This window comes from Zoogloea oryzae (assembly GCF_030161255.1).
GTDB lineage: Bacteria > Pseudomonadota > Gammaproteobacteria > Burkholderiales > Rhodocyclaceae > Zoogloea > Zoogloea oryzae.
Genome location: NZ_BSPX01000039.1, coordinates 25,778 through 44,686, shown reverse-complemented (window position 1 = coordinate 44,686; position 18,909 = coordinate 25,778). Strand labels below are relative to the sequence as shown.

Sequence of the window (18,909 nt, the reverse complement as noted above, 5' to 3'; positions counted from 1 at the left end):
TCCTCCAGCCCGCCGACGACGTGCGCGCCGCCGGCGTGCCGCTCGCCGCCAGCCTGCACGATCTCGCCCGCTTCTTTGCCGGATGACCACCGCGATGCGCTACCTCGCAGCCCTCCTCGCCGCGCTCGCCCTGCCCGCCGGCGCGGCCGACTCGCAGCCGGCCGCGGCAGGCTCCACCGCCTTCTGCCTGTTCGCCCTGCCCCCCGACAACGCCACCCAGCGGCTCATCAATCTGGGTATCGTTCAGTATGTCGACCTGCGGGCCGACGAAGTCCGGATCTACTTCGGCGGCGGCAACCTGGGCAGCGGCCACGAGGCGCGCATCCCGGTAAGGAGCCGCGACGAAGCCGACGCCGTGCTCGCCCGCCTGCGCACCGCAGCCGCCCGCTGCGCCCAATCCACCACCGGAGCCACTCCATGAAACTCGTCGGAATGCTTGATTCGCCCTTCGTCCGCCGCACCTTCATCAGCGCCCGGATGCTCGGCGTACCCTTCGAACACCAATCCCTGTCGGTGTTTCGCAACTTCGTCGAATTCCACGCCATCAACCCGCTCGTCAAGGCGCCCACCCTGGTGCTCGACGACGGCGGCGTGATGGTGGACAGCAGCCTCATCATCGACTGGTTCGAGCGCACCGCCACCCCTGGCAAGAGCCTGCTGCCCGCCGACGCGGCCCGCCTGCAGCGCTGCCTGCAGCTCACCAGCTGGGGCCTCGCCGCCGCCGAGAAGAGCGTCCAGCGCTACTACGAGACCAAGGTGCGCCCCGAGGAAGCCCGCTCGCCCGACTGGATCGATCGCGTCACCGGCCAGATCCGCGACACCTACGCGTTGATTGACCGCCACGTGGGCCAGGACGACTGGCTGTGCGGCGATCGCCCCACCCAGGCCGACATCACCGTGGCCGTGGCGTGGCGCTTCACCCACCACACCGCACCGGGCCTGGTGGACGACAGCGACTACCCCCACCTCGCCGGCCTCGCCGCCCAGGCCGAAGGCCTGCCGGCCTTCCGCGCCGCTGATTTCACCTGAACGAAAGCCCCCATGATCGGACGCATCACCGGCCGCCTGGCCGAGAAGAACCCGCCGCAGATCCTCATCGACGTAAACGGCGTCGGCTACGAACTCGAAGTGCCCATGAGCACCTTCTACGGCCTGCCCGCCACCGGCCAGACGGTCAGCCTCGCCACCCACATGGCGGTGCGCGAGGACGGCCACTTCCTGTACGGCTTCGCCAGTGAGGACGAGCGCGCCACCTTCCGCCAGCTCCTCAAGGTCGCCGGCATCGGCGCCCGCACCGCGCTGGCGGTGCTCTCCGGGCTGTCGGTCACCGATCTGGCCCAGGCCATCGCCCTGCAGGAATCCGGCCGCCTCATCAAGATCCCCGGCATCGGCAAGAAGACCGCCGAGCGCCTGCTGCTCGAGCTGCGCGACAAGCTGCCCAAGGCCCTCCCCGGCCTCGCCGCCCAGGCCGCCGCACAGCCCGGCGACGACCGGGGCGACATCATCAACGCCCTGCTGGCCCTCGGCTACAACGAGAAGGAAGCCCTCGGCGCAGTCAAGCAGCTGCCCGACGGCGTGGGCGTCTCCGACGGCATCCGCCAGGCGCTCAAAGGCCTGTCGAAGGCATGAGCGCCAAACTCAAGCAGGGTTTCATGCGCAACGTGAAGCTCGGCGCCGGCACCCTGCGCCTGCTCATGAACCTGTGGCCGCCCTTCATCGGCGCCGGCATCCACGTCGAGCGACTGTCCCCCGACTACACCGAAGCGGTGGTGCGGATGCGCCTCGGGCTGCTCAACCGCAACTACATGGGCACCCACTTCGGCGGCTCGCTGTACGCCATGACCGACCCCTTCTTCGCGCTGCTGGTCATGCACCAGCTCGGCCGCGGCTACGTGGTGTGGGACAAGGCCTCCAGCATCGACTACAAGCTCCCCGGCCGCGGCACCGTCCGCGCCCGCTTCCGCGTCACGCCAGAGCAAGTCGAAGCCATCCGCCAGGCCACCGCCGGCGGCGACAAGTTCGAGCCGGTGTTCACGGTGGACGTGGTCAACCGCCAGGGCGAAGTGGTAGCGACGGTGGAGAAGACGGTTTATGTGAGGCGCAAACCCGGCATCTGAAGCCGCCCGCCGCGCCGGACGCTTGGCGCCGCCCGATTCAGGGATAATCCCCCCATCCCCAACCCGAGACTCCCCCATGGCTCCGCGACGTACTGCCCAGGTGGCCATCACCGCCTTTCTGCTGCTCGGCTGTGCCTTCGTGCTCAGCCCCTTCTTCGCGGCGATCCTGTTTGCCGGGACGGTGTGCATCACCACCTGGCCGATCTACCAGTCGCTGCACCGCCGGATGGGCCGGCGCAACGGGCTGGCGGCGATTTCGATGACCTTCCTGCTCACCGCAGTGCTGCTGGTGCCGATGATCGGGCTCGCGGCGTCCCTCACCGACGCGGCGATGGAAGCCGTGGATTGGGCGCGGACGGCCATTGAACAATCCGACGGCCGCCCGCCTGAATGGGTGAAGGAAATCCCGGTAGTGGGCCGCGACCTCGACGCCTACGTGCGCAAGCTCACCCACAGCCAGCAGGAGATGCGCAAGCTCGCGCTGCAGGCGGTCGAGCCGGCCCGCAAGTTCGCCCTCGGGCTGGGCGGCGTGCTGGGCCAGGGGCTGCTCCAGATCACCCTGGTGCTGTTCATCGGTTTCTTCTTCTATCGGGATGGCGCGACCATCTACGACCAGCTCGAAACCGGCGCCCAGCGCCTGGGAGGCGAACTGGGCAACCGCCTGCTCGATCTGGCCGCCAACACCGTCAAGGCGGTGATGATCGGCATCGTCGGCACCGCCGCGGCCCAGGCCCTGGTGGCGCTGGTCGGCTTCGTGATCGCCGGGGTGCCGGGCGCGCTGCTGCTGGCGGCGGGCACTTTTTTCCTGTCGCTGGTGCCGGTGGGCCCGCCGCTGATCTGGGGCGGCGCGGCGTTCTGGCTGTACCAGCAGGGCGAGAGCGGCTGGGCGATCTTCATGGTGCTGTGGGGTGCGCTGGCGGTGAGCTCGGTGGATAACTTCCTCAAGCCCTTCCTGATCAGCCGCACCGCCAGCCTGCCGATCCTGCTGATCGCCCTGGGCGCCTTCGGCGGCGTGCTGGCCTTCGGCTTCATCGGGCTGTTCCTCGGCCCCACCTTCCTGGCCCTGGGCCAGGCCCTGTTCCGGGAATGGACCGCCCATGACGCCGTCCTTCCCCCCGTCACGACGGACGAATCCCAATGATCGAGACCGATGCCATCAAGGCCGGCCAGCCCGACGCCACCGCCCGGCTGATCGGCGCGGCCAAGGCCAGCAACCAGGAAGAGGCGCTGGAACGCGCCCTGCGGCCCAAGCGGCTGGCCGATTACGTGGGCCAGCAGAAGATCCGCAACCAGCTGGAAATCTTCATCCAGGCCGCCAGGAAACGCGGCGAGGCCCTCGACCACGTGCTGCTGTTCGGGCCGCCGGGCCTGGGCAAGACGACCCTCGCCCACATCGTGGCGGCCGAGATGGGCGTCAATCTGCGCCAGACCTCCGGCCCGGTGCTGGAGCGCGCCGGCGATCTGGCCGCGCTGCTCACCAACCTCGAACCCCACGACGTGCTGTTCATCGACGAGATCCACCGCCTGAGCCCGGTGGTGGAGGAAATCCTCTACCCGGCGCTGGAGGATTTCCAGATCGACATCATGATCGGCGAAGGTCCGGCGGCGCGCTCGGTGAAGCTGGATCTGCCACCCTTCACGCTGGTGGGCGCCACCACCCGCGCCGGGATGCTCACCAACCCGCTGCGCGACCGCTTCGGGATCGTGTCGCGGCTGGAGTTCTACACCGCGCAGGAGCTCGCCTACATCGTCAGCCGCTCGTCACGCCTGCTGGATGTGGAGATCGACGACACCGGCGCCTTCGAGATCGCCCGTCGCGCCCGCGGCACGCCGCGGATCGCCAATCGCCTGCTGCGGCGGGTGCGCGACTACGCCGAGGTGCGCGCCGACGGCCGCATCACCGCCGAAGTGGCGGATGCGGCGCTGACGATGCTCGACGTGGATCACCTGGGCCTCGATCTGATGGACCGCAAGCTGCTGGGCGCGATGCTCGAAAAGTTTGGCGGCGGCCCGGTGGGGCTCGACAACCTGGCGGCGGCGATCGGCGAATCGTCCGACACCATCGAGGACGTGCTGGAGCCCTACCTCATCCAGCAGGGCTACCTGCAGCGCACGCCGCGGGGGCGCATGGCCACCGCGTCGATCTGGCAACACTTCGGGCTGCGGCCGCCGGGCGGCGGCCAGGGCCTGTGGGAAGAAAGCTGACCCGCCACGCTGGCTGAAATCCGGCCGGCGCTGCGGGCAGCAGGGGGATCAGGCGGTCTGCCGGGCCACCTTGGCGCTCGCCATCACGGCCTCGATGCGGCTCGCGGTGGTGAGGAAATCGCTCTGGTTTTCTTCGTCAAAGGGCTTGAGGCACAGCGACACGGCCTTGGCGGTGATCGTCAGGCCACCCTTCGGGTCGCGGTCGATGAAGCCGTTCTGGATCAGGTAACTCACCTTGCGGCGGACGGTTTCCCGCGGGATGCCGGTGGACGAGCTGATCGAGAAGGCATTGCACGGGCGCAGCGACAGTCGACTGAAGGTTTCTTCGTCGGTGCAGCAGCTCGGCATGCTGGAACCGTCGCCGAGCGCCAGGCTGCCCATGTTGTAGAGGCCGACTTCACCGAGGACGATGGGCAGCAGCAGATCGCCATCGAAGGCGCCGTAAAGCCGTACCAGATACCGAAGGTTGTAACGGGCAAGATGCAAGGCGGCCAGGCGCCGTTCGCGAGGAACTTCGGGCCCCGTCGTCCCGGTCGCGTCGCCGGGTGGAACTGACCCTTTGGAGTCAGGGGGCAGCAGGGTGTTCATGTAGTTCTCCATGATGCTTCTGGCTGAATGGTGTGTAACATCATTTAACCATTCAATGCCCGGAGAATACATACCCGTGTCTTGCGAAACTGCGAAAAACTGCGCTCGCTATGGACTAATTCACACCTGACAGGCCAGGCCCTTAAGGTATTCGCCCTCCGGGACCGCCAGACCGATGGGATGATCGGGGGATGCGGACAGGCGATGCAAAATGCGTGCCTCGATCCCGACGTCCGCCGCGGCACCCGCAACGATCTTCTGGAACAGTTCGAGCCCGATGCCACCGGAGCACGAATACGTCATCAGAATGCCACCCGGGTTGAGCAGGCGGAAGCCCAGCAGGTTGATGTCCTTGTAGGCGCGGGCGGCCCGGTCGGCATGGGCGGCCGAGGGCGCGAACTTGGGCGGATCGAGGACGATCAGGTCGAACTTGCGGCCTTCGGTCTTGAGGGTGCGCAGGGCCTGGAAGACGTCGTCCTCCCGCCATTCGGCGCGGGCGGCGTCGAGCTGCGGGTTGAGCGCCACGTTGCGCGCCGCGGTGGCCAGCGCCGGGCCGGACGAATCGATGGAGATCACGCTCTTCGCGCCACCCGCCAGCGCCTGCAGCGAGAAGCCGCCGGTGTAGCAGAAACAGTTGAGCACGTCGCGCCCGGCGGCCAGCTGGCCGGTGAGCAGGCGGTTGTCGCGTTGGTCGAGGTAGAAGCCGGTTTTATGGCCGCCGGCCACGTCCACTTCCATGCGCACGCCGTTTTCGACGATGGTGAGCTGCTCGGGCATCTCGCCGAACACCAGCCCGCTCACGGGGCCGAGGCCTTCGAGCTTGCGCACGTCCGAATCCGAGCGCTCATACACCGCGCTGCAGCCGGTGGCCTGGACCAACCCGGCGACGATGGCCTCACGCCACTTGTCGGCGCCCGCGCTGGTGAGCTGCACCACCACCACCGGGCCGTAGCGGTCGGCGATCACGCCGGGCAGGCCGTCGGATTCGCCGTGGATGAGGCGCACGCCGTCCTGCGTGGCCAGCCACGGATGGGCCGCCCGCCGCGCCACCGACGCGGCCACCGCACGCTTGATGAAGGCGTGGTCGATCGACTGCTCGCAGTCGAAGGTCCACACCCGGGCGCGGATCTGCGATTCCGGCGACCACGCGGCCCGCGCCAGCGGCTTGCCGCCGGCATCCTTGACGAGCACCGTGTCGCCCGCCCGCGCCCGCCCCTCCAGCCGATCCACCGAACCGGCAAAGATCCAGGGGTGACGACGCATCACGGAGCGTTCCTTACCGGGTTTGAGAATGAGATCGGCCATGGCGGGATGTGGGATTGTGGGGATTGGGAAATAGGGGAGTGGGAAATGGGGCAACTGCTACACCGTGCGCCTCTCCCGAAACCTGAGGGGCGAAGAGCGCGTAGCGAGCGGCCCGAGGTCGCGATGAGAAGCGCAGCCGTACATCGGTACGGCGAGCATCACAGACGCAAGATCGGCCTGCGCAGTAGCTTTATGCGCCCCTCAGCCGAGTTGGCGGACGAGGGAGGCGGAGACCATCTCGCCGATGCGGGTGACGTAGAGCGTGCCCATCGCCGGATAGAAACGCTCGGGATCTTCGCTGCCCATGGCCAGCAGGCCAAAGGTCTTTTCGTCGCGGCGCAGGGGCACCAAGGCCACGGACTTCACCTGCCGGCCGGCGGCGCCGAACCAGTTGATGACTTCGCGGATCGTCGGGGTGCCGCAGTAGGGCCCGGTGAGGTCGCCGGTGAAGAAGCGCACTTCCTCACCCACCGGCAGGAACTCGGGGCCGCTTCGGGACAGCACGCTGTTCCACACCCGGAAGGCCACGTGGGGCACGGTGAAGTCTTCCTGCAGGTGGGTGTAGATCGCCTGGCGGATGGATTCGAAATCCTCGGCCTCGAGCAGCGACAGGGTGAGTCGATGCACCTTCTCGCCGATGGCGTCGTTCTCTTCGCCAAACTCGAGCAGCTCGGCGAACTTGTTCTCGAGCTGGGCGATGCGCTCGCGCAAGGCCAGCATCTGCCGCTCGATGAGCGAGATGGCCTGGCCGTTGTGGGGGTGGGTCACCGTCAGATCGGTCAGCAGGCCCGAGTTGTCGTCGAAGAAATCGGGGTTGGCCTGCAGGAACTGGATGACGTCGGAAGCTTTCATGGCGAGGGGCCGGGTGGGGTGAAGATCAGGGGAGCGTGAGTTCGCCGGAGAACACGGTGACGGCCGGGCCGGTCATCAGGACCGGGGTGCCGACGCCGTTCCAGGCGATGGTGAGTTCGCCACCGCGGGTTTCGACGGCCACCGGCGAGGCCACCAGGCCGCGCAGGATGCCCGCCACCACCGCCGCACAGGCGCCGGTGCCGCAGGCCAGGGTTTCGCCGGCGCCGCGCTCGAAGACGCGCAGGCGCACGCGGTGTTCATCGACCACCTGCAGGAAGCCGGCATTGACCCGCGCCGGAAAGCGCGGATGGTGCTCGATCAGCGGGCCCTGCTCGGCCACCGGGGCGGTATCCACGTCGGCCACCACCTGCACCGCATGGGGGTTGCCCATGCTGACGGCGGTGATCGCCACGCTGGTGCCGGCCACATCGAGGGGCTGCACGTAGGCGTCGGAATCGCTGACGAAGGGCACATCGGCGGGATTCAGCACCGGCACGCCCATGTCGACGGTCACGTTGCCGTCGGCCTCGAGGCGAGGTGCGATGATGCCCTTCTTGGTCTCGACGCGGATCTCGCGCTTGTCGGTGAGGCCCTGCTCGAACACGAAACGGGCGAAGCAGCGGGCGCCGTTGCCGCATTGCTCGACCTCGCCACCGTCGGCGTTGAAGATGCGGTAGCGGAAGTCGACGCCCGGCGTCTGGGCCGGCTCGACCACCAGCAGCTGGTCGCAACCGACGCCGAAATGGCGGTCGGCCAGGTAGCGCACCTGGTCTTCGGTGAGCTGGATGGGCTGGCGCACGGCGTCGATCATCACGAAGTCGTTGCCGAGGCCCTGCATCTTGGTAAAGGCGAGCTTTCTGCTCATGGGATAAAATCCAGGTAATCCCGCCAGACGCAGCGGTCCATCACCACCGTCATGCCGGCAGCTTGCGCGCGCGCGGCGGCTTCTTCGTTGATCACCCCGTCCTGCAGCCAGAGGCGCCTGACGCCGAGGGCGATGCATTCGTCCACAATCGGGCCGACTTCGTCGGATGCGCGAAAGACATCCACGAGATCGGGCACGAAGGGCAGATCGGACAGGCGCGCATAGGCTTTTTCGCCGAGCACCTCGGAAACTGCCGGACGAACCGGTACGATGCGATAGCCGAAGCCCTGCATCGCGCGGGACACCCGGTAACTCGGGCGCTCGACGCGCGGCGACAGGCCGACGACGGCAATGGTCTTGACCTCCTGCAGGAGGCGACGGATCTGGTCGGGCGGGGGATTGGCAAACATGGACGGATTCTACCGGATTGGCGGGGCGCCGAAACCTTGCGGGCAACCGCAGGCAGCATGACAGGCAAACATTGGAGAGCAGGATGGATCGCAGTACGCGGCCGGGTGTCGTGAGAAGAGTTTGGTCGGGTATCTGGCGTGGGGTGGACCGGCTGCGCCGGGCGAGCATCAACCTGCTGTTCCTTGGCGTCATCGCGGTGATCGTCGCCAGCTGGTGGTCGAGCCAGATCGAGCCGCTGCCCACTGACGCCGCGCTGGTCATCGCGCCCAGCGGCACACTGGTCGAGCAGCGCAGCGTGCGCAGCCCGATAAACGTGCTGCAAGGCGGTGACGGCATTCGTCAGGTGCTGCTGCGCGACGTGGTGGACGCCATCCGCAACGCCGCCACCGACCCGCGCATCAAGGTGCTGATCCTCGAGCCGGACGGCCTCGCCGGTGCCGGGTTGTCCAAGCTAGAGGAGGTCGGCGCAGCCGTGGCCGACTTCCGCAAGGCCGGCAAGAAGGTGTACGCCTGGGGCAAGAACTACAACCAGTCCCAATACCACCTGGCGGCCCAGGCCGATCAGGTCTTCCTCAATCCCGACGGCTACGTGCTGCTCACCGGCTTCGGGCGCTACCCCACCTACTTCAAGGGCCTGTTCGACCAGATCGGCGTGAAGATGCAGGTCTTCCGGGTGGGCACCTACAAGTCCTTCGTCGAGCCCTACACCCGCAGCGACATGTCGCCGGAAGACCGCGACGCGACCCGCGAATACCTCGACGCCGCGTGGCAGGCCTATCAGGCCGACATCACCGCGGCCCGCCCCAAGGCTGGCGCGCAGATCACCCGCTACGTGGGCGAGGCGCCCGAGCTGCTGGCCGCCGCCGATGGCGATGCGGCGAAGATGGCCCTCGACGCCGGCCTCGTGGATGGCCTCAAGAGCGCCGACGAGTGGCGTGACTTCGTGCGCGGGCTGGTGGGCCCGGCCGCCGACGGCAAGGGTTTCAAGCACGTGGATCTGGCCACCTACATCGGCCGCGTCCGCGAGGAGGCGCCCCATCCGGCCGCACGGGTTGGCGTGGTGGTGGCCCAGGGGGCGATCGTTGACGGCGAACAGCCCCCCGGCGTGGTGGGCGGCGATTCGGTCGCCGGGCTGATCCGCCAGGCCCGCGAGGACGACGCCATCAAGGCCCTGGTGCTGCGCATCGACAGCCCTGGCGGCAGCGCCACCGCCTCCGAGGTGATCCGCCGCGAGCTGGCGCTGACCCGCAAGGCCGGCAAGCCCGTGGTGGTGTCGATGGGATCGGTGGCGGCCTCCGGCGGCTACTGGATCGCCATGGCCGCCGACGAGGTGTGGGCCAGCCCCACCACCATCACCGGCTCGATCGGCATCTTCGCGATGCTGCCGGATCTCTCCGGCCCGATGGCCAAGCTCGGGCTCACCGTCGACGGCATCGGCACCACGCCGCTCGCCGCCGGCCTCGACCCGCGCCGGCCCCTCGACCCGCAGATCGGCAAGCTCCTCCAGTCGAGCATCGAGCACGGCTACAAGCGCTTCCTCGGCGTGGTGGGTGAAGCCCGCAAGATGAGCCCGGAAGCCGTCGATCAGGTGGCCCAGGGCCGCGTGTGGATGGGCATCCAGGCCAAGGAAAAGGGCCTGGTGGACAAGCTCGGCGGGCTCGACGCCGCCCTCAAGGCCGCTGCCGCCCGCGCCGGGCTCACCGACTACGACGTGAGCTACGTCGAGAAGCCCCTGTCGCCCCGTGACCAGCTCCTCGCCAAGCTCCTCGACAACGGCGAGGAATCCGACGGCGGGGAACCCGGCAGCCGCTCGCTGGTGGATCAGACCGTCGCCCGCCTGCGCGCCGAACTCCAGGGCCTGGCCCTGTGGAACGACCCGGGCCACGTGTATCTGCACTGCCTGTGCGAGGCGCCGTAGCCGGGGCCTTCGGGCGCTTTCACTGCCTGTAAGCGGAATGTCGCCGGATTGTCCCTGACCGGCAACATCCGCGTCACGCCCCGGCAATCCGCCCTGCCGATACTTCCCGGCACCACATCACGTGCCGGGAAAGTCATGTCCGCTCCTTCGTTCAAGCTCGGCGCCTGCGCCGCCGCCGTCCTCCTCCTTGCCGGCTGTGGCAGCAGCGGCAGCAACGCCCCCAGTGTGCCCACCGGCTCGACCGCCACGCTGGCCCTGCTGGAGACCACCGACCTCCACACCAACGTGATGAGCTATGACTACTTCAAGCTCACCGAGGACGCGTCGCTGGGCTTCGAGCGCACCGCGACCCTCATCGCCGCCGCCCGCCAGGAATTCCCCAACACCCTGCTGATCGACAACGGCGACACCATCCAGGGCACCGCCCTGTCGGATTACCAGGCCACCGTCAAACCCCTCGCCTGCAGCGAGACGCTGGCCATGTACAAGGTGATGAACGCCACCGGCTACGACGGTGGCGGCATCGGCAACCACGAGTTCAACTACGGCCTGCCCTTCCTGAGCCAGGTGACCGGCAACCGCTTCAGCATCACCGGCATGGCCGAGCCGGCCGACCAGCCCGTCTGCAAGGGGCCGAACTTCCCGCTGGTGCTGGCCAACGTCCACAGCGTGAAGACCGGCCAGCCCCTGTTCCAGCCCTACGCGATCATCGACAAGACCGTCACCGCCACCGGGCCCGACGGCAGCGCCGTGACCGGCGTCGTCAAGGTCGGCATCATCGGCTTCACGCCGCCGGCCATCATGAGCTGGGACAAGCGCTGGCTGGACGGCAAGGTCTACACCACCGGCGTCAAGGAAGCCGCCGAGAAGTACATCCCCGAGATGCGCGCCAAGGGCGCCGATCTGGTGGTGGTGATCTCCCACGGCGGCCTCGACAACAGCGCCTATTCGCCGACCATGGAAAACGGCAGCTACCACCTGTCCAGCGTGGCGGGCGTGGATGCCATGCTGATCGGCCACTCGCACCAGATCTTCCCCAACGCCACCAGCACCGTGGCGCAGTTCAACCTGCCCGGGGTGGACAAGGTTGCCGGCACCGTGAATGGCGTTCCCACCGTGATGGCCAACTACTGGGGCAAGCACCTGGGCGTGATCAAGCTCGGCCTCGCCTACGACGGCAGCAAATGGACCGTCGACAAGACCAAGACGGTCGTCCAGGCGCGCTCGGCCCAGAACGCCGACAAGACCTACGTGGCCGTCACGCCCTCCGTCGCCGCCGCTATCGCCGCCGAACACCAGGCCACCATCGACTACGTGAAGACGCCGATCGGCAGCACCGACTTCGAGATGTCGTCCTACTTCGCCGACGTGGGCGATCCGGGCGCGATCGAGCTGGTGAACCAGGCCCAGGCCGACTACGTGGCCCGCTATGTGGCGGCCAACCTGCCCCAGTACGCCAGCCTGCCCGTTCTGTCGGTGAGCGCCCCGTTCAAGAGCGGCTTCGCCGGCGGCTCGGACTACACCGACGTGGCCCAGGGCAATGTGGCGATCAACAACGCAGCCGACCTCTACCTCTACCCGAACACCATCTACGCGGTGAAGGTGACCGGCGCCGACCTCCGGAACTGGCTCGAAACCGCGGCCAAGCGCTTCAACCGGATCGATCCGACGAAGACCACCCCGCAGGAGCTGGTCAGCAGCTTCCCGGGCTACAACTTCGACATGTTCACCAGCCCCGACATCAGCTACGAGATCGACGTCACCCAGGCTGTCGGCAGCCGCATCGTCAACCTCAAGTACAAGGGTGCCGCCATCGACCCGGCGAAGGAATTCATCGTCGCCACCAACAACTACCGGGCGAGCGGCGGCGGCGGTTTCCCGGGCCTGGACGGCAGCAAGACCATCTACGCATCGCCGGACGCCAACCGGGACGTGCTGATCGCGTACATCAAGACGATCAAGACCGTCACCCGCGCCGCCAACGGCTCGGACCGCAGCTGGCGCTTCGTCAAGGTCGCCACCGCGGGGCCCGTGGTCTTCCATTCCGCCCAGGGCAAGCTCGCCCTGGCCACGGCGGCGGGGCTGACCAACGTCACCCTTGCCCAGGCCGACGACGGCAGCGGCAAGAACCTGGCGCTCTATGCAATCGATCTTTCGAAGTAAGCGGGGCCGGATCGGCGGCGCCCTCGCCGCCGGCCTGACCCTGGCCGCCGCCCTGGCCTGGAGCGCAGCCACCCCGCGTGACAGCCTGCCGGACGACCCGCGTCAGCTGCAGGTACTGGCCGGCCCGGGCAGGCAGCCCGCCGCGCTGGATCGGCTGCGGACGCTGGCCGAACGCAACACGCCCCTCGGCCGCCGCGCACTGGGCGAGGCCCTGCTGGGCAACCGGGAATCCGCCGTCGAAGCCCAGGTCTGGCTCTGCATCGCCGCCCAGGCCGGCGACGCCCACGCCGCTTTCCTGCTCGGCAAGACCTTGATGGACGGCGCCGCCGGCATCCCCCGCGATCCCGCCCGCGGGGCGATGTGGCTGGGCGCTGCCGCCGAGGCCGGCCATGGGGGCGCAGCCTTTCATCTGGGGATCGCCCACCGCAACGGCAACGGCGTGGGGCGGGATGCGATCAAGGCGGCGCGGTGGTTCCAGGTGGCGGCGGAGCAGGGCATCCCCGCCGCCCAGTTCATGCTCGCCAATGCCTACCGGACGGGCGACGGCGTGCCCCGCGACGAACGCGAAGCCCTGCGCCTCTACACCGAAGCGGCCGAACAGGATCATCCGGAAGCCGTCCAGACCCTGGCGATGGCCTACCGGGACGGCGAACTGGGCCTGGCGCGGGACGAGATGCAGGCCCGTCATTTCATGCTGGAGACAGCCCACGCCCTCAAGCACCCGGCGCTGCGCCCCTGATCGCGACAGAATCGCTGCACAAAAAAAAGCGCAGGGCGATCACCCTGCGCATCCGTCACTGGCGGGCGGCGCTTACCAGCGCTTGATCACCCACTTGGGCACGCGCACGCCGGCATCCTGGGCGTCGCGGCGGGTGAAGTCGCCGTTGCCCACGTCGTCGTAGAGGTAATACGGCACGCCGTGGGGCGGAGTGACCTTGACCATGTAGAGCTGGCCATTGACGCGGAACTCCTCGACCGTGTCCTCACCTTTTTTCAGGATGGTGACCTGGGGTTCCTGCTCGGCGTCGAGCTCCATGCCCGGCGGCGGGGGAGGCGGTTCGGGCAGGGGTTCGAGTTTCGGGGGTTGCTGCTGAGCCCAGGCCGACGCCGTGACGGCGAACAGCAGGGCGGCGAATTCTTTTACGCGGGGCATGGCGGTCTCCTGACTATGCCGCGATTGTAACCCGCCGGCCTCGGCAGCCGGCAGGCGATGGGCTTACAGGTTGAGCATCAGCTCGTGCTCTTCGGGCAGCGGCAGGAAGCCGCGGCTCTGGTAGTGGTTGAAGATCGCATCGACGACCTTCTCGGGCTCGTCGATCACCTGCACGAGGTTCAGGTCGTCGGGGTTGATCATCTTCTCGTCCACCAGCCGGTCCTTGAACCAGTCGAGCAGGCCGCCCCAGAAGGCCGACTCGACCAGGATCACCGGGATCTTGCGGCTCTTGCCGGTCTGGATCAGGGTCATCGCCTCAAGGAGCTCGTCCAGCGTGCCGAAGCCGCCGGGCATCACCACGTAGGCCACCGCAAACTTCACGAACATGAACTTGCGCGCGAAGAAGTGCTGGAAGGTCTGGGAGATGTCCTGGTAGGGATTGGCCTGCTGCTCCATGGGCAGCTGGATGTTGAGGCCGACGCTGGGCGACTTGCCGAAGTAGGCGCCCTTGTTGGCGGCTTCCATGATGCCGGGGCCGCCGCCGGAGATCACCGAGAAGCCGGCGTCCGACAACAGCCGGGCGATGCGCTCGGTCTTCTCGTAGTAGGGGTGATCGGGTTTGGTGCGGGCGCTGCCGAAGATCGACACCGCCGGGCGGATCGGCTTGAGGCGCTCAGTGGCCTCGACGAACTCTGCCATAATCCCGAAAATCCGCCACGACTCCCGGGCGGTGAAGTTCTGCGCCGCAGTGGTGGGGATTTCCTTCGGGAGTTTTTCTTTTGCAGTCATTGTCTTGTTAGGAGTGAAGGGTGAGGGGCGCGATGCCTCATCAGCCCACGTGCCCATGCCTACCCTGTTGCTCGTAGACGGTTCCAGCTATCTGTACCGCGCTTTCCATGCCCTGCCCGACCTGCGCAATTCGGCAGGCGAACCGACCGGTGCCGTGCGCGGCGTGCTGTCCATGCTACGTCGGCTCGAATCCGACTACAAGGCAGAGTATCGGGCCTGCATCTTCGACGCCAAGGGCAAGACCTTCCGCGACGACTGGTTTCCCGACTACAAATCCCACCGCCCGCCGATGCCCGACGACCTGCGGGCGCAGATCGAGCCGCTCCACGAAGCCGTGAAGGCCGAGGGCTGGCCGCTGCTCGTCGAGGAAGGCGTCGAGGCCGACGACGTGATCGGCACCCTCACCCGCCAGGCCGTCGAGGCCGGCTGGGAGGTCGTCATCTCCACCGGCGACAAGGATCTCACCCAGCTCGTCCAGCCCGGCGTGCGCTGGGTCAACACGATGAGCGAGGAAGTGCTGGATTCGGACGGCGTGACCGCCAAGTTCGGTGTGCCGCCCGAGCGCATCATCGACTATCTGGCGCTGGTGGGCGACACCGTCGATAACGTGCCCGGCGTCGAGAAGTGCGGCCCTAAAACGGCCGTCAAGTGGCTCACCGAATACGGCACCCTCGACAACCTGATCGCCAACGCCGACAAGGTGGGCGGCAAGGTCGGCGAAAACCTGCGCAAGCACCTGGATTTCCTGCCGCTCGGGCGCAAGCTCGTCACCGTCGTCACCGATCTGCCGCTGGCCGTTGGCCCGGCCGACCTGCCCGCCCGGGAAGACGACAAGGCGGCGCTCGCCGCCATCTACCGGCGCATGGAGTTCAAGGGCTGGCTGAAGGAGCTCGAAGACGGCGCCCAGCGCGCCACTGCGCCGGCCGCCGCCAGTGCCGGCGACACCGCCACGCCCGCCGCAGAGCCCGGCGCCCACCGCAGCGCCTACGAGACGCTCCTCGACTGGGACGCCTTCGACGCCTGGCTGACCAAAATTTCCGCCGCCGAGCTCACCGCCTTCGACACCGAGACCACAGGCCTCGACCCGATGGTCGCGACGCTTGTCGGCATGTCCTTCGCCACCGTCGAGGGCGAGGCCGCCTACCTGCCGCTCGCCCACGGCTACGCTGACGCCCCGGCCCAGCTGCCGATTTCTGAGGTGCTGGAAAAGCTCAAGCCCTGGCTCGAATCCGACGCCCACCACAAGCTCGGCCAGAACCTCAAGTACGACGCCCACATCCTCGCCAACCACGGCATCCTGCTTGCCGGCATCGCGGAAGACACGCTGCTCGAGTCCTACGTGCTGGAAAGCGACAAGTCCCACGACATGGATTCGCTGGCCAGCCGCCACCTGGGCATCAAGACGCTGACCTACGCCGAGGTATGCGGCAAGGGCGCCAAGCAGATCGGCTTTGGCGAAGTGGAGCTCGCCCGCGCCACCGAATACGCCGCCGAAGACGCCGACATCACCCTGCGCCTGCACCACGCGCTGTCCGCCCAGCTCGCCGCCGAGCCGGCCCTCGCCGCGCTGTACCGCGACGTGGAGCTGCCCACCGCCCGCGTGCTGTTCGAGATGGAACGCAACGGCGTGCTGATCGACGACTTCCTGCTCGCCCAGCACTCCGAGGAGCTCGGCCGCCGCCTGCACGAGCTGGAACTCCAGGCCCACGAGCTCGCCGGCCAGCCCTTCAACCTGGGCTCACCCAAGCAGCTCGGCGAGATCCTGTTCACCAAGCTGGGCCTGCCGGTGGTCAAGAAGACCGCCACCGGCCAGCCGTCCACCGACGAAGACGTGCTCTCCCAGCTCGCCGAAGACTACCCGCTGCCCAAGCTGCTGCTCGAGCACCGCAGCCTCGCCAAGCTCAAGAACACCTACACCGACAAGCTGCCGCTGATGGTGAATCGCCGCACCGGCCGCGTGCACACCAGCTTCAGCCAGGCCGTGGCCGTGACCGGACGCCTCGCCAGCACCGAGCCCAACCTGCAGAACATCCCGATCCGCACGCCGGAAGGCCGCCGCATCCGCGCCGCCTTCATCGCCCCGGCCGGCCACAAGATCATCTCGGCGGATTACTCCCAGATCGAGCTGCGCATCATGGCGCACCTCTCCGGCGACAAGGGACTGCTGGACGCCTTCGCCCACGGCGAGGACGTGCACCGCGCCACCGCCGGCGAGATCTTCGGCGTCACCCCGCTGGAAGTGACCAGCGAGCAGCGCCGCTACGCCAAGGTGATCAACTTCGGACTGATCTACGGCATGAGCGCCCACGGCCTCGCCAAGAACCTCGGCATCGAGCGCGTCGCCGCCGCCAACTACATCGACCGCTACTTCGCCCGCTACCCCGGCGTCGCCGCCTACATGGACCGCACCCGCGCCGAGGCCAAGGCCAACGGCTATGTGGAGACGGTCTTCGGCCGTCGCCTGCACCTGCCGGAGATCCGCGCCCAGCAGGTCGGACGCCGCCAGGCCGCCGAGCGCGCCGCGATCAACGCGCCCATGCAGGGCACCGCCGCCGACCTCATCAAGAAGGCGATGATCGCCACCTCCGCCTGGCTGCGCGAGTCCGGCGTGAAGAGCAAGCTCATCCTGCAGGTCCACGACGAACTGGTGCTCGAAGTGCCCGACGACGAGGTCGCCCTGATCCGCGACCAGCTGCCGAAGCTCATGGCCGGCGTGGCGCAACTTTCCGTGCCGCTGGTTGCCGAAGTGGGCGTCGGCAGCAACTGGGACGAAGCGCACTGAGCGGGCGCCCGGGCGCCGGCCGCCCCCGCAATTCTTGAAAGCCTCTGGATGTACCACCGCATCACCCTGCTGCTGCTGATCTTCGCCCTGTCGGCGTGCAGCGTCTTCTCGTCGAAGAAGAAGGACGACAGCTACAAGCTCGAGCACTTCACGCCCGATTCGCCCTTCGAGCAGTCCTTCGAGATCGGCCCCGCCGCCGCCTGCGAAGCCGGCCGGCGGGCGCTGCTGAGCCAGGGCTACCTGATCGACGAGAGCAAGCCCGATCAGGTGCGCGCCCGCAAGTTCTTCCAGCCCAACCGCGAAACCCAGGTCCAGCTCACCTTCAGCCTGTCGTGCCTCGCCGAAGGCGACGGCTCCGCCGTGTTCGCCAACGTCCGCCAGCTGCGCGAGGAGCTCAAGGCCGGCTCGGCCAGCACCGGCCTCAGCGTCACCGGCATCGGCTCCCTGTCGCTGCCCTTCGGCGGCAACAACGAAACCCTGGTCAAGGTGGGCGAGGAAACCGTCACCGACGCCGAGTTCTACGGGCGCTTCTTCGCCCTGATGCAATCCTTCATACGCTGATGAAATCCACCTTCGCCGCCCTCGCTGCCGTCTTCGGCCTTGCCACCGCCCACGCCGCCGACGCCCCCGATCCGGCCCGCTTCGCCCCCTGCGTCGCCGGCCTCAAGGCCGACGCCGCCGCCCGCGGCATCGCAGGCCCGAGCTACGACCGCCTCACCGCCAATCTGGCGCCAGACTTGAAGGTGCTCGACTTCCTCGACTACCAGCCCGAGTTCCGCACCCCGATCTGGGATTACCTCTCCGGCCTGGTGGACGACGAGCGCGTCGCCGACGGCCGCGCGATGCAGAAACAATGGGCCGAAGTGCTCGCCAACGTGTCGGCGCGCTACAAGGTCGATCCGGCCACGGTGGTCGCCGTGTGGGGCGTGGAGAGCAACTTCGGCCGCAACTTCGGCGCCCGGCCGCTGCTCACCTCCCTGTCCACCCTGTCGTGCTACGGCCGCCGACAGGCCTACTTCCGCGGCGAGTTCTTCGACGCCCTGAAGATCGTGGATTCCGGCGACGTGAAGGCCGAGCAACTCGTCGGCTCGTGGGCCGGCGCCTTCGGCCACACCCAGTTCATGCCCTCCACCTTCCTGCGCCTGGCGGTGGATTACGACGGCGACGGCCGCCGCGATCTGGTCGGCAGCATCCCCGACGCGCTGGCCTCCACCGCCAACTTCCTGCGCAAGGCCGGCTGGCGCGAAGGCGAGCCCTGGGGCTACGAGGTGCGCCTGCCCGCCGGCTTCGACACCAGCGGCGCCGGCCGCAAGAACAAGCAGGCGCTTTCCAGCTGGGCCGCGCGCGGCATCACGCGCATCGACGGCAGCCCGCTCAGCGGTCCGGATTCCGCCGGCCTGCTGCTGCCCGCCGGCCCCAAGGGCCCGGCCTTCATCGTGTTCCGCAACTTCGACGTGATCTTCGGCTACAACGCCGCCGAGAGCTACGCGCTGGCCATCGCCCACCTGGCCGACCGCCTCAAGGGCGGCGGCGCCTTCGCCACCCCGTGGCCCACCGACGACCCGGGCCTCTCCCGCGCCGAGCGCCGGGAGCTACAAACCCTGCTGATAGCAAAGGGTTATGCCATAGGCACCGTCGATGGCATGCTCGGCGACGCCAGCCGCGCCGCGATCCGCAGCGAACAGCAGCGCCTCGGCCACACGGTCGACGGCCGCGCCGGCCAGAAGCTCCTCGCCGCCCTGCGCAAGCCCTGATCCGCAC

The 18,909-nt window shown here is 68.1% G+C and carries 19 protein-coding genes; 12 read left to right on the top strand and 7 right to left on the bottom strand.

The window, feature by feature from the left end:
• The 6 genes from QQK25_RS13540 to ruvB all read left to right on the top strand — a co-directional run.
• Positions 1-421, top strand: a 421-nt coding sequence (locus QQK25_RS13540; protein ID WP_284188382.1) for a hypothetical protein, incomplete at its 5' end; no start/stop codon positions are given.
• Complete coding sequence (locus QQK25_RS13535; RefSeq protein WP_284188381.1) at positions 418-1,029, top strand: glutathione S-transferase family protein; 612 nt, start codon at positions 418-420, stop codon at positions 1,027-1,029. The genes QQK25_RS13540 and QQK25_RS13535, both read left to right, overlap by 4 nt.
• Before the next feature lie 12 nt (positions 1,030-1,041).
• Complete coding sequence (gene ruvA / locus QQK25_RS13530; RefSeq protein ID WP_284188380.1) at positions 1,042-1,629, top strand: Holliday junction branch migration protein RuvA; 588 nt, start codon at positions 1,042-1,044, stop codon at positions 1,627-1,629.
• The gene (locus tag QQK25_RS13525) at positions 1,626-2,117 is read left to right on the top strand and encodes a DUF4442 domain-containing protein (RefSeq protein ID WP_284188379.1); all 492 of its coding nucleotides are present in this window, start codon (positions 1,626-1,628) and stop codon (positions 2,115-2,117) included. Before ruvA ends, QQK25_RS13525 begins: the two co-directional genes overlap by 4 nt.
• Before the next feature lie 76 nt (positions 2,118-2,193).
• The gene (locus tag QQK25_RS13520; protein WP_284188378.1) at positions 2,194-3,258 is read left to right on the top strand and encodes an AI-2E family transporter; all 1,065 of its coding nucleotides are present in this window, start codon (positions 2,194-2,196) and stop codon (positions 3,256-3,258) included.
• The gene (gene ruvB / locus QQK25_RS13515; RefSeq protein ID WP_284188377.1) at positions 3,255-4,322 is read left to right on the top strand and encodes a Holliday junction branch migration DNA helicase RuvB; all 1,068 of its coding nucleotides are present in this window, start codon (positions 3,255-3,257) and stop codon (positions 4,320-4,322) included. The genes QQK25_RS13520 and ruvB overlap by 4 nt, the downstream gene beginning before the upstream one ends.
• 48 nt (positions 4,323-4,370) lie before the next feature.
• On the opposite strand, the gene QQK25_RS13510 is transcribed toward ruvB, so the two are convergent.
• From QQK25_RS13510 to QQK25_RS13490, 5 genes are all read right to left on the bottom strand, one after another.
• Positions 4,371-4,910, bottom strand: coding sequence for a hypothetical protein (locus QQK25_RS13510; protein ID WP_284188376.1), 540 nt, complete (start codon positions 4,908-4,910; stop codon positions 4,371-4,373).
• Between the two features lie 120 nt (positions 4,911-5,030).
• Positions 5,031-6,215: a class I SAM-dependent rRNA methyltransferase gene (locus QQK25_RS13505; protein ID WP_284188375.1), complete on the bottom strand. Its 1,185-nt coding sequence runs from the start codon at positions 6,213-6,215 to the stop codon at positions 5,031-5,033.
• Between the two features lie 201 nt (positions 6,216-6,416).
• Complete coding sequence (locus tag QQK25_RS13500) at positions 6,417-7,067, bottom strand: DUF484 family protein (RefSeq protein WP_284188374.1); 651 nt, start codon at positions 7,065-7,067, stop codon at positions 6,417-6,419.
• Positions 7,068-7,092: 25 nt separating this feature from the next.
• On the bottom strand, positions 7,093-7,932 hold the full coding sequence (dapF, locus tag QQK25_RS13495; protein ID WP_284188373.1) for a diaminopimelate epimerase: 840 nt from the start codon (positions 7,930-7,932) through the stop codon (positions 7,093-7,095).
• Positions 7,929-8,342 (bottom strand): CoA-binding protein, encoded by a 414-nt coding sequence (locus tag QQK25_RS13490; protein WP_284188372.1) that lies wholly within the window; start codon positions 8,340-8,342, stop codon positions 7,929-7,931. The genes dapF and QQK25_RS13490 overlap by 4 nt, the downstream gene beginning before the upstream one ends.
• Before the next feature lie 83 nt (positions 8,343-8,425).
• Here QQK25_RS13490 and sppA point away from each other — a divergent pair, with 83 nt between their 5' ends.
• From sppA to QQK25_RS13475, 3 genes are all read left to right on the top strand, one after another.
• On the top strand, positions 8,426-10,261 hold the full coding sequence (gene sppA, locus QQK25_RS13485) for a signal peptide peptidase SppA (protein ID WP_284188371.1): 1,836 nt from the start codon (positions 8,426-8,428) through the stop codon (positions 10,259-10,261).
• A gap of 135 nt (positions 10,262-10,396) precedes the next feature.
• Complete coding sequence (locus tag QQK25_RS13480) at positions 10,397-12,424, top strand: bifunctional 2',3'-cyclic-nucleotide 2'-phosphodiesterase/3'-nucleotidase (RefSeq protein WP_284188370.1); 2,028 nt, start codon at positions 10,397-10,399, stop codon at positions 12,422-12,424.
• A complete protein-coding gene (locus QQK25_RS13475) occupies positions 12,402-13,163 on the top strand; it encodes a tetratricopeptide repeat protein (protein ID WP_284188369.1) in 762 nt (253 codons plus the stop codon). The genes QQK25_RS13480 and QQK25_RS13475 overlap by 23 nt, the downstream gene beginning before the upstream one ends.
• A 72-nt stretch (positions 13,164-13,235) precedes the next feature.
• On the opposite strand, the gene QQK25_RS13470 is transcribed toward QQK25_RS13475, so the two are convergent.
• Positions 13,236-13,577, bottom strand: a complete 342-nt coding sequence (locus QQK25_RS13470) for a DUF2782 domain-containing protein (RefSeq protein WP_284188368.1) — start codon at positions 13,575-13,577, stop codon at positions 13,236-13,238.
• 63 nt (positions 13,578-13,640) lie between these two features.
• Positions 13,641-14,366 (bottom strand): LOG family protein, encoded by a 726-nt coding sequence (locus QQK25_RS13465; protein ID WP_153162896.1) that lies wholly within the window; start codon positions 14,364-14,366, stop codon positions 13,641-13,643.
• Between the two features lie 55 nt (positions 14,367-14,421).
• Between QQK25_RS13465 and polA the strand changes: the two genes are divergently transcribed.
• The 3 genes from polA to QQK25_RS13450 are packed head-to-tail and all read left to right on the top strand — an operon-like array spanning position 14,422 to position 18,902.
• Positions 14,422-17,148, top strand: coding sequence for a DNA polymerase I (gene polA, locus QQK25_RS13460; RefSeq protein WP_284188367.1), 2,727 nt, complete (start codon positions 14,422-14,424; stop codon positions 17,146-17,148).
• A 48-nt stretch (positions 17,149-17,196) separates the two neighbouring features.
• On the top strand, positions 17,197-17,709 hold the full coding sequence (locus QQK25_RS13455) for a DUF2242 domain-containing protein (protein ID WP_284188366.1): 513 nt from the start codon (positions 17,197-17,199) through the stop codon (positions 17,707-17,709).
• A complete protein-coding gene (locus QQK25_RS13450) occupies positions 17,709-18,902 on the top strand; it encodes a lytic murein transglycosylase (RefSeq protein WP_284188365.1) in 1,194 nt (397 codons plus the stop codon). The genes QQK25_RS13455 and QQK25_RS13450 overlap by 1 nt, the downstream gene beginning before the upstream one ends.
• Positions 18,903-18,909 lie beyond the last annotated feature (7 nt).

Bases quoted from the DNA above. Each gene is read 5' to 3' on its own strand.
- QQK25_RS13535 (WP_284188381.1), top strand. From the start codon at position 418: ATGAAACTCGTCGGAATGCTTGATTCGCCCTTCGTCCGCCGCACCTTC.
- ruvA (WP_284188380.1), top strand. From the start codon at position 1,042: ATGATCGGACGCATCACCGGCCGCCTGGCCGAGAAGAACCCGCCGCAG.
- QQK25_RS13525 (WP_284188379.1), top strand. From the start codon at position 1,626: ATGAGCGCCAAACTCAAGCAGGGTTTCATGCGCAACGTGAAGCTCGGC.
- QQK25_RS13520 (WP_284188378.1), top strand. From the start codon at position 2,194: ATGGCTCCGCGACGTACTGCCCAGGTGGCCATCACCGCCTTTCTGCTG.
- ruvB (WP_284188377.1), top strand. From the start codon at position 3,255: ATGATCGAGACCGATGCCATCAAGGCCGGCCAGCCCGACGCCACCGCC.
- QQK25_RS13510 (WP_284188376.1), bottom strand. From the start codon at position 4,910: ATGAACACCCTGCTGCCCCCTGACTCCAAAGGGTCAGTTCCACCCGGC.
- QQK25_RS13505 (WP_284188375.1), bottom strand. From the start codon at position 6,215: ATGGCCGATCTCATTCTCAAACCCGGTAAGGAACGCTCCGTGATGCGT.
- QQK25_RS13500 (WP_284188374.1), bottom strand. From the start codon at position 7,067: ATGAAAGCTTCCGACGTCATCCAGTTCCTGCAGGCCAACCCCGATTTC.
- dapF (WP_284188373.1), bottom strand. From the start codon at position 7,932: ATGAGCAGAAAGCTCGCCTTTACCAAGATGCAGGGCCTCGGCAACGAC.
- QQK25_RS13490 (WP_284188372.1), bottom strand. From the start codon at position 8,342: ATGTTTGCCAATCCCCCGCCCGACCAGATCCGTCGCCTCCTGCAGGAG.
- sppA (WP_284188371.1), top strand. From the start codon at position 8,426: ATGGATCGCAGTACGCGGCCGGGTGTCGTGAGAAGAGTTTGGTCGGGT.
- QQK25_RS13480 (WP_284188370.1), top strand. From the start codon at position 10,397: ATGTCCGCTCCTTCGTTCAAGCTCGGCGCCTGCGCCGCCGCCGTCCTC.
- QQK25_RS13475 (WP_284188369.1), top strand. From the start codon at position 12,402: ATGCAATCGATCTTTCGAAGTAAGCGGGGCCGGATCGGCGGCGCCCTC.
- QQK25_RS13470 (WP_284188368.1), bottom strand. From the start codon at position 13,577: ATGCCCCGCGTAAAAGAATTCGCCGCCCTGCTGTTCGCCGTCACGGCG.
- QQK25_RS13465 (WP_153162896.1), bottom strand. From the start codon at position 14,366: ATGACTGCAAAAGAAAAACTCCCGAAGGAAATCCCCACCACTGCGGCG.
- polA (WP_284188367.1), top strand. From the start codon at position 14,422: ATGCCTACCCTGTTGCTCGTAGACGGTTCCAGCTATCTGTACCGCGCT.
- QQK25_RS13455 (WP_284188366.1), top strand. From the start codon at position 17,197: ATGTACCACCGCATCACCCTGCTGCTGCTGATCTTCGCCCTGTCGGCG.
- QQK25_RS13450 (WP_284188365.1), top strand. From the start codon at position 17,709: ATGAAATCCACCTTCGCCGCCCTCGCTGCCGTCTTCGGCCTTGCCACC.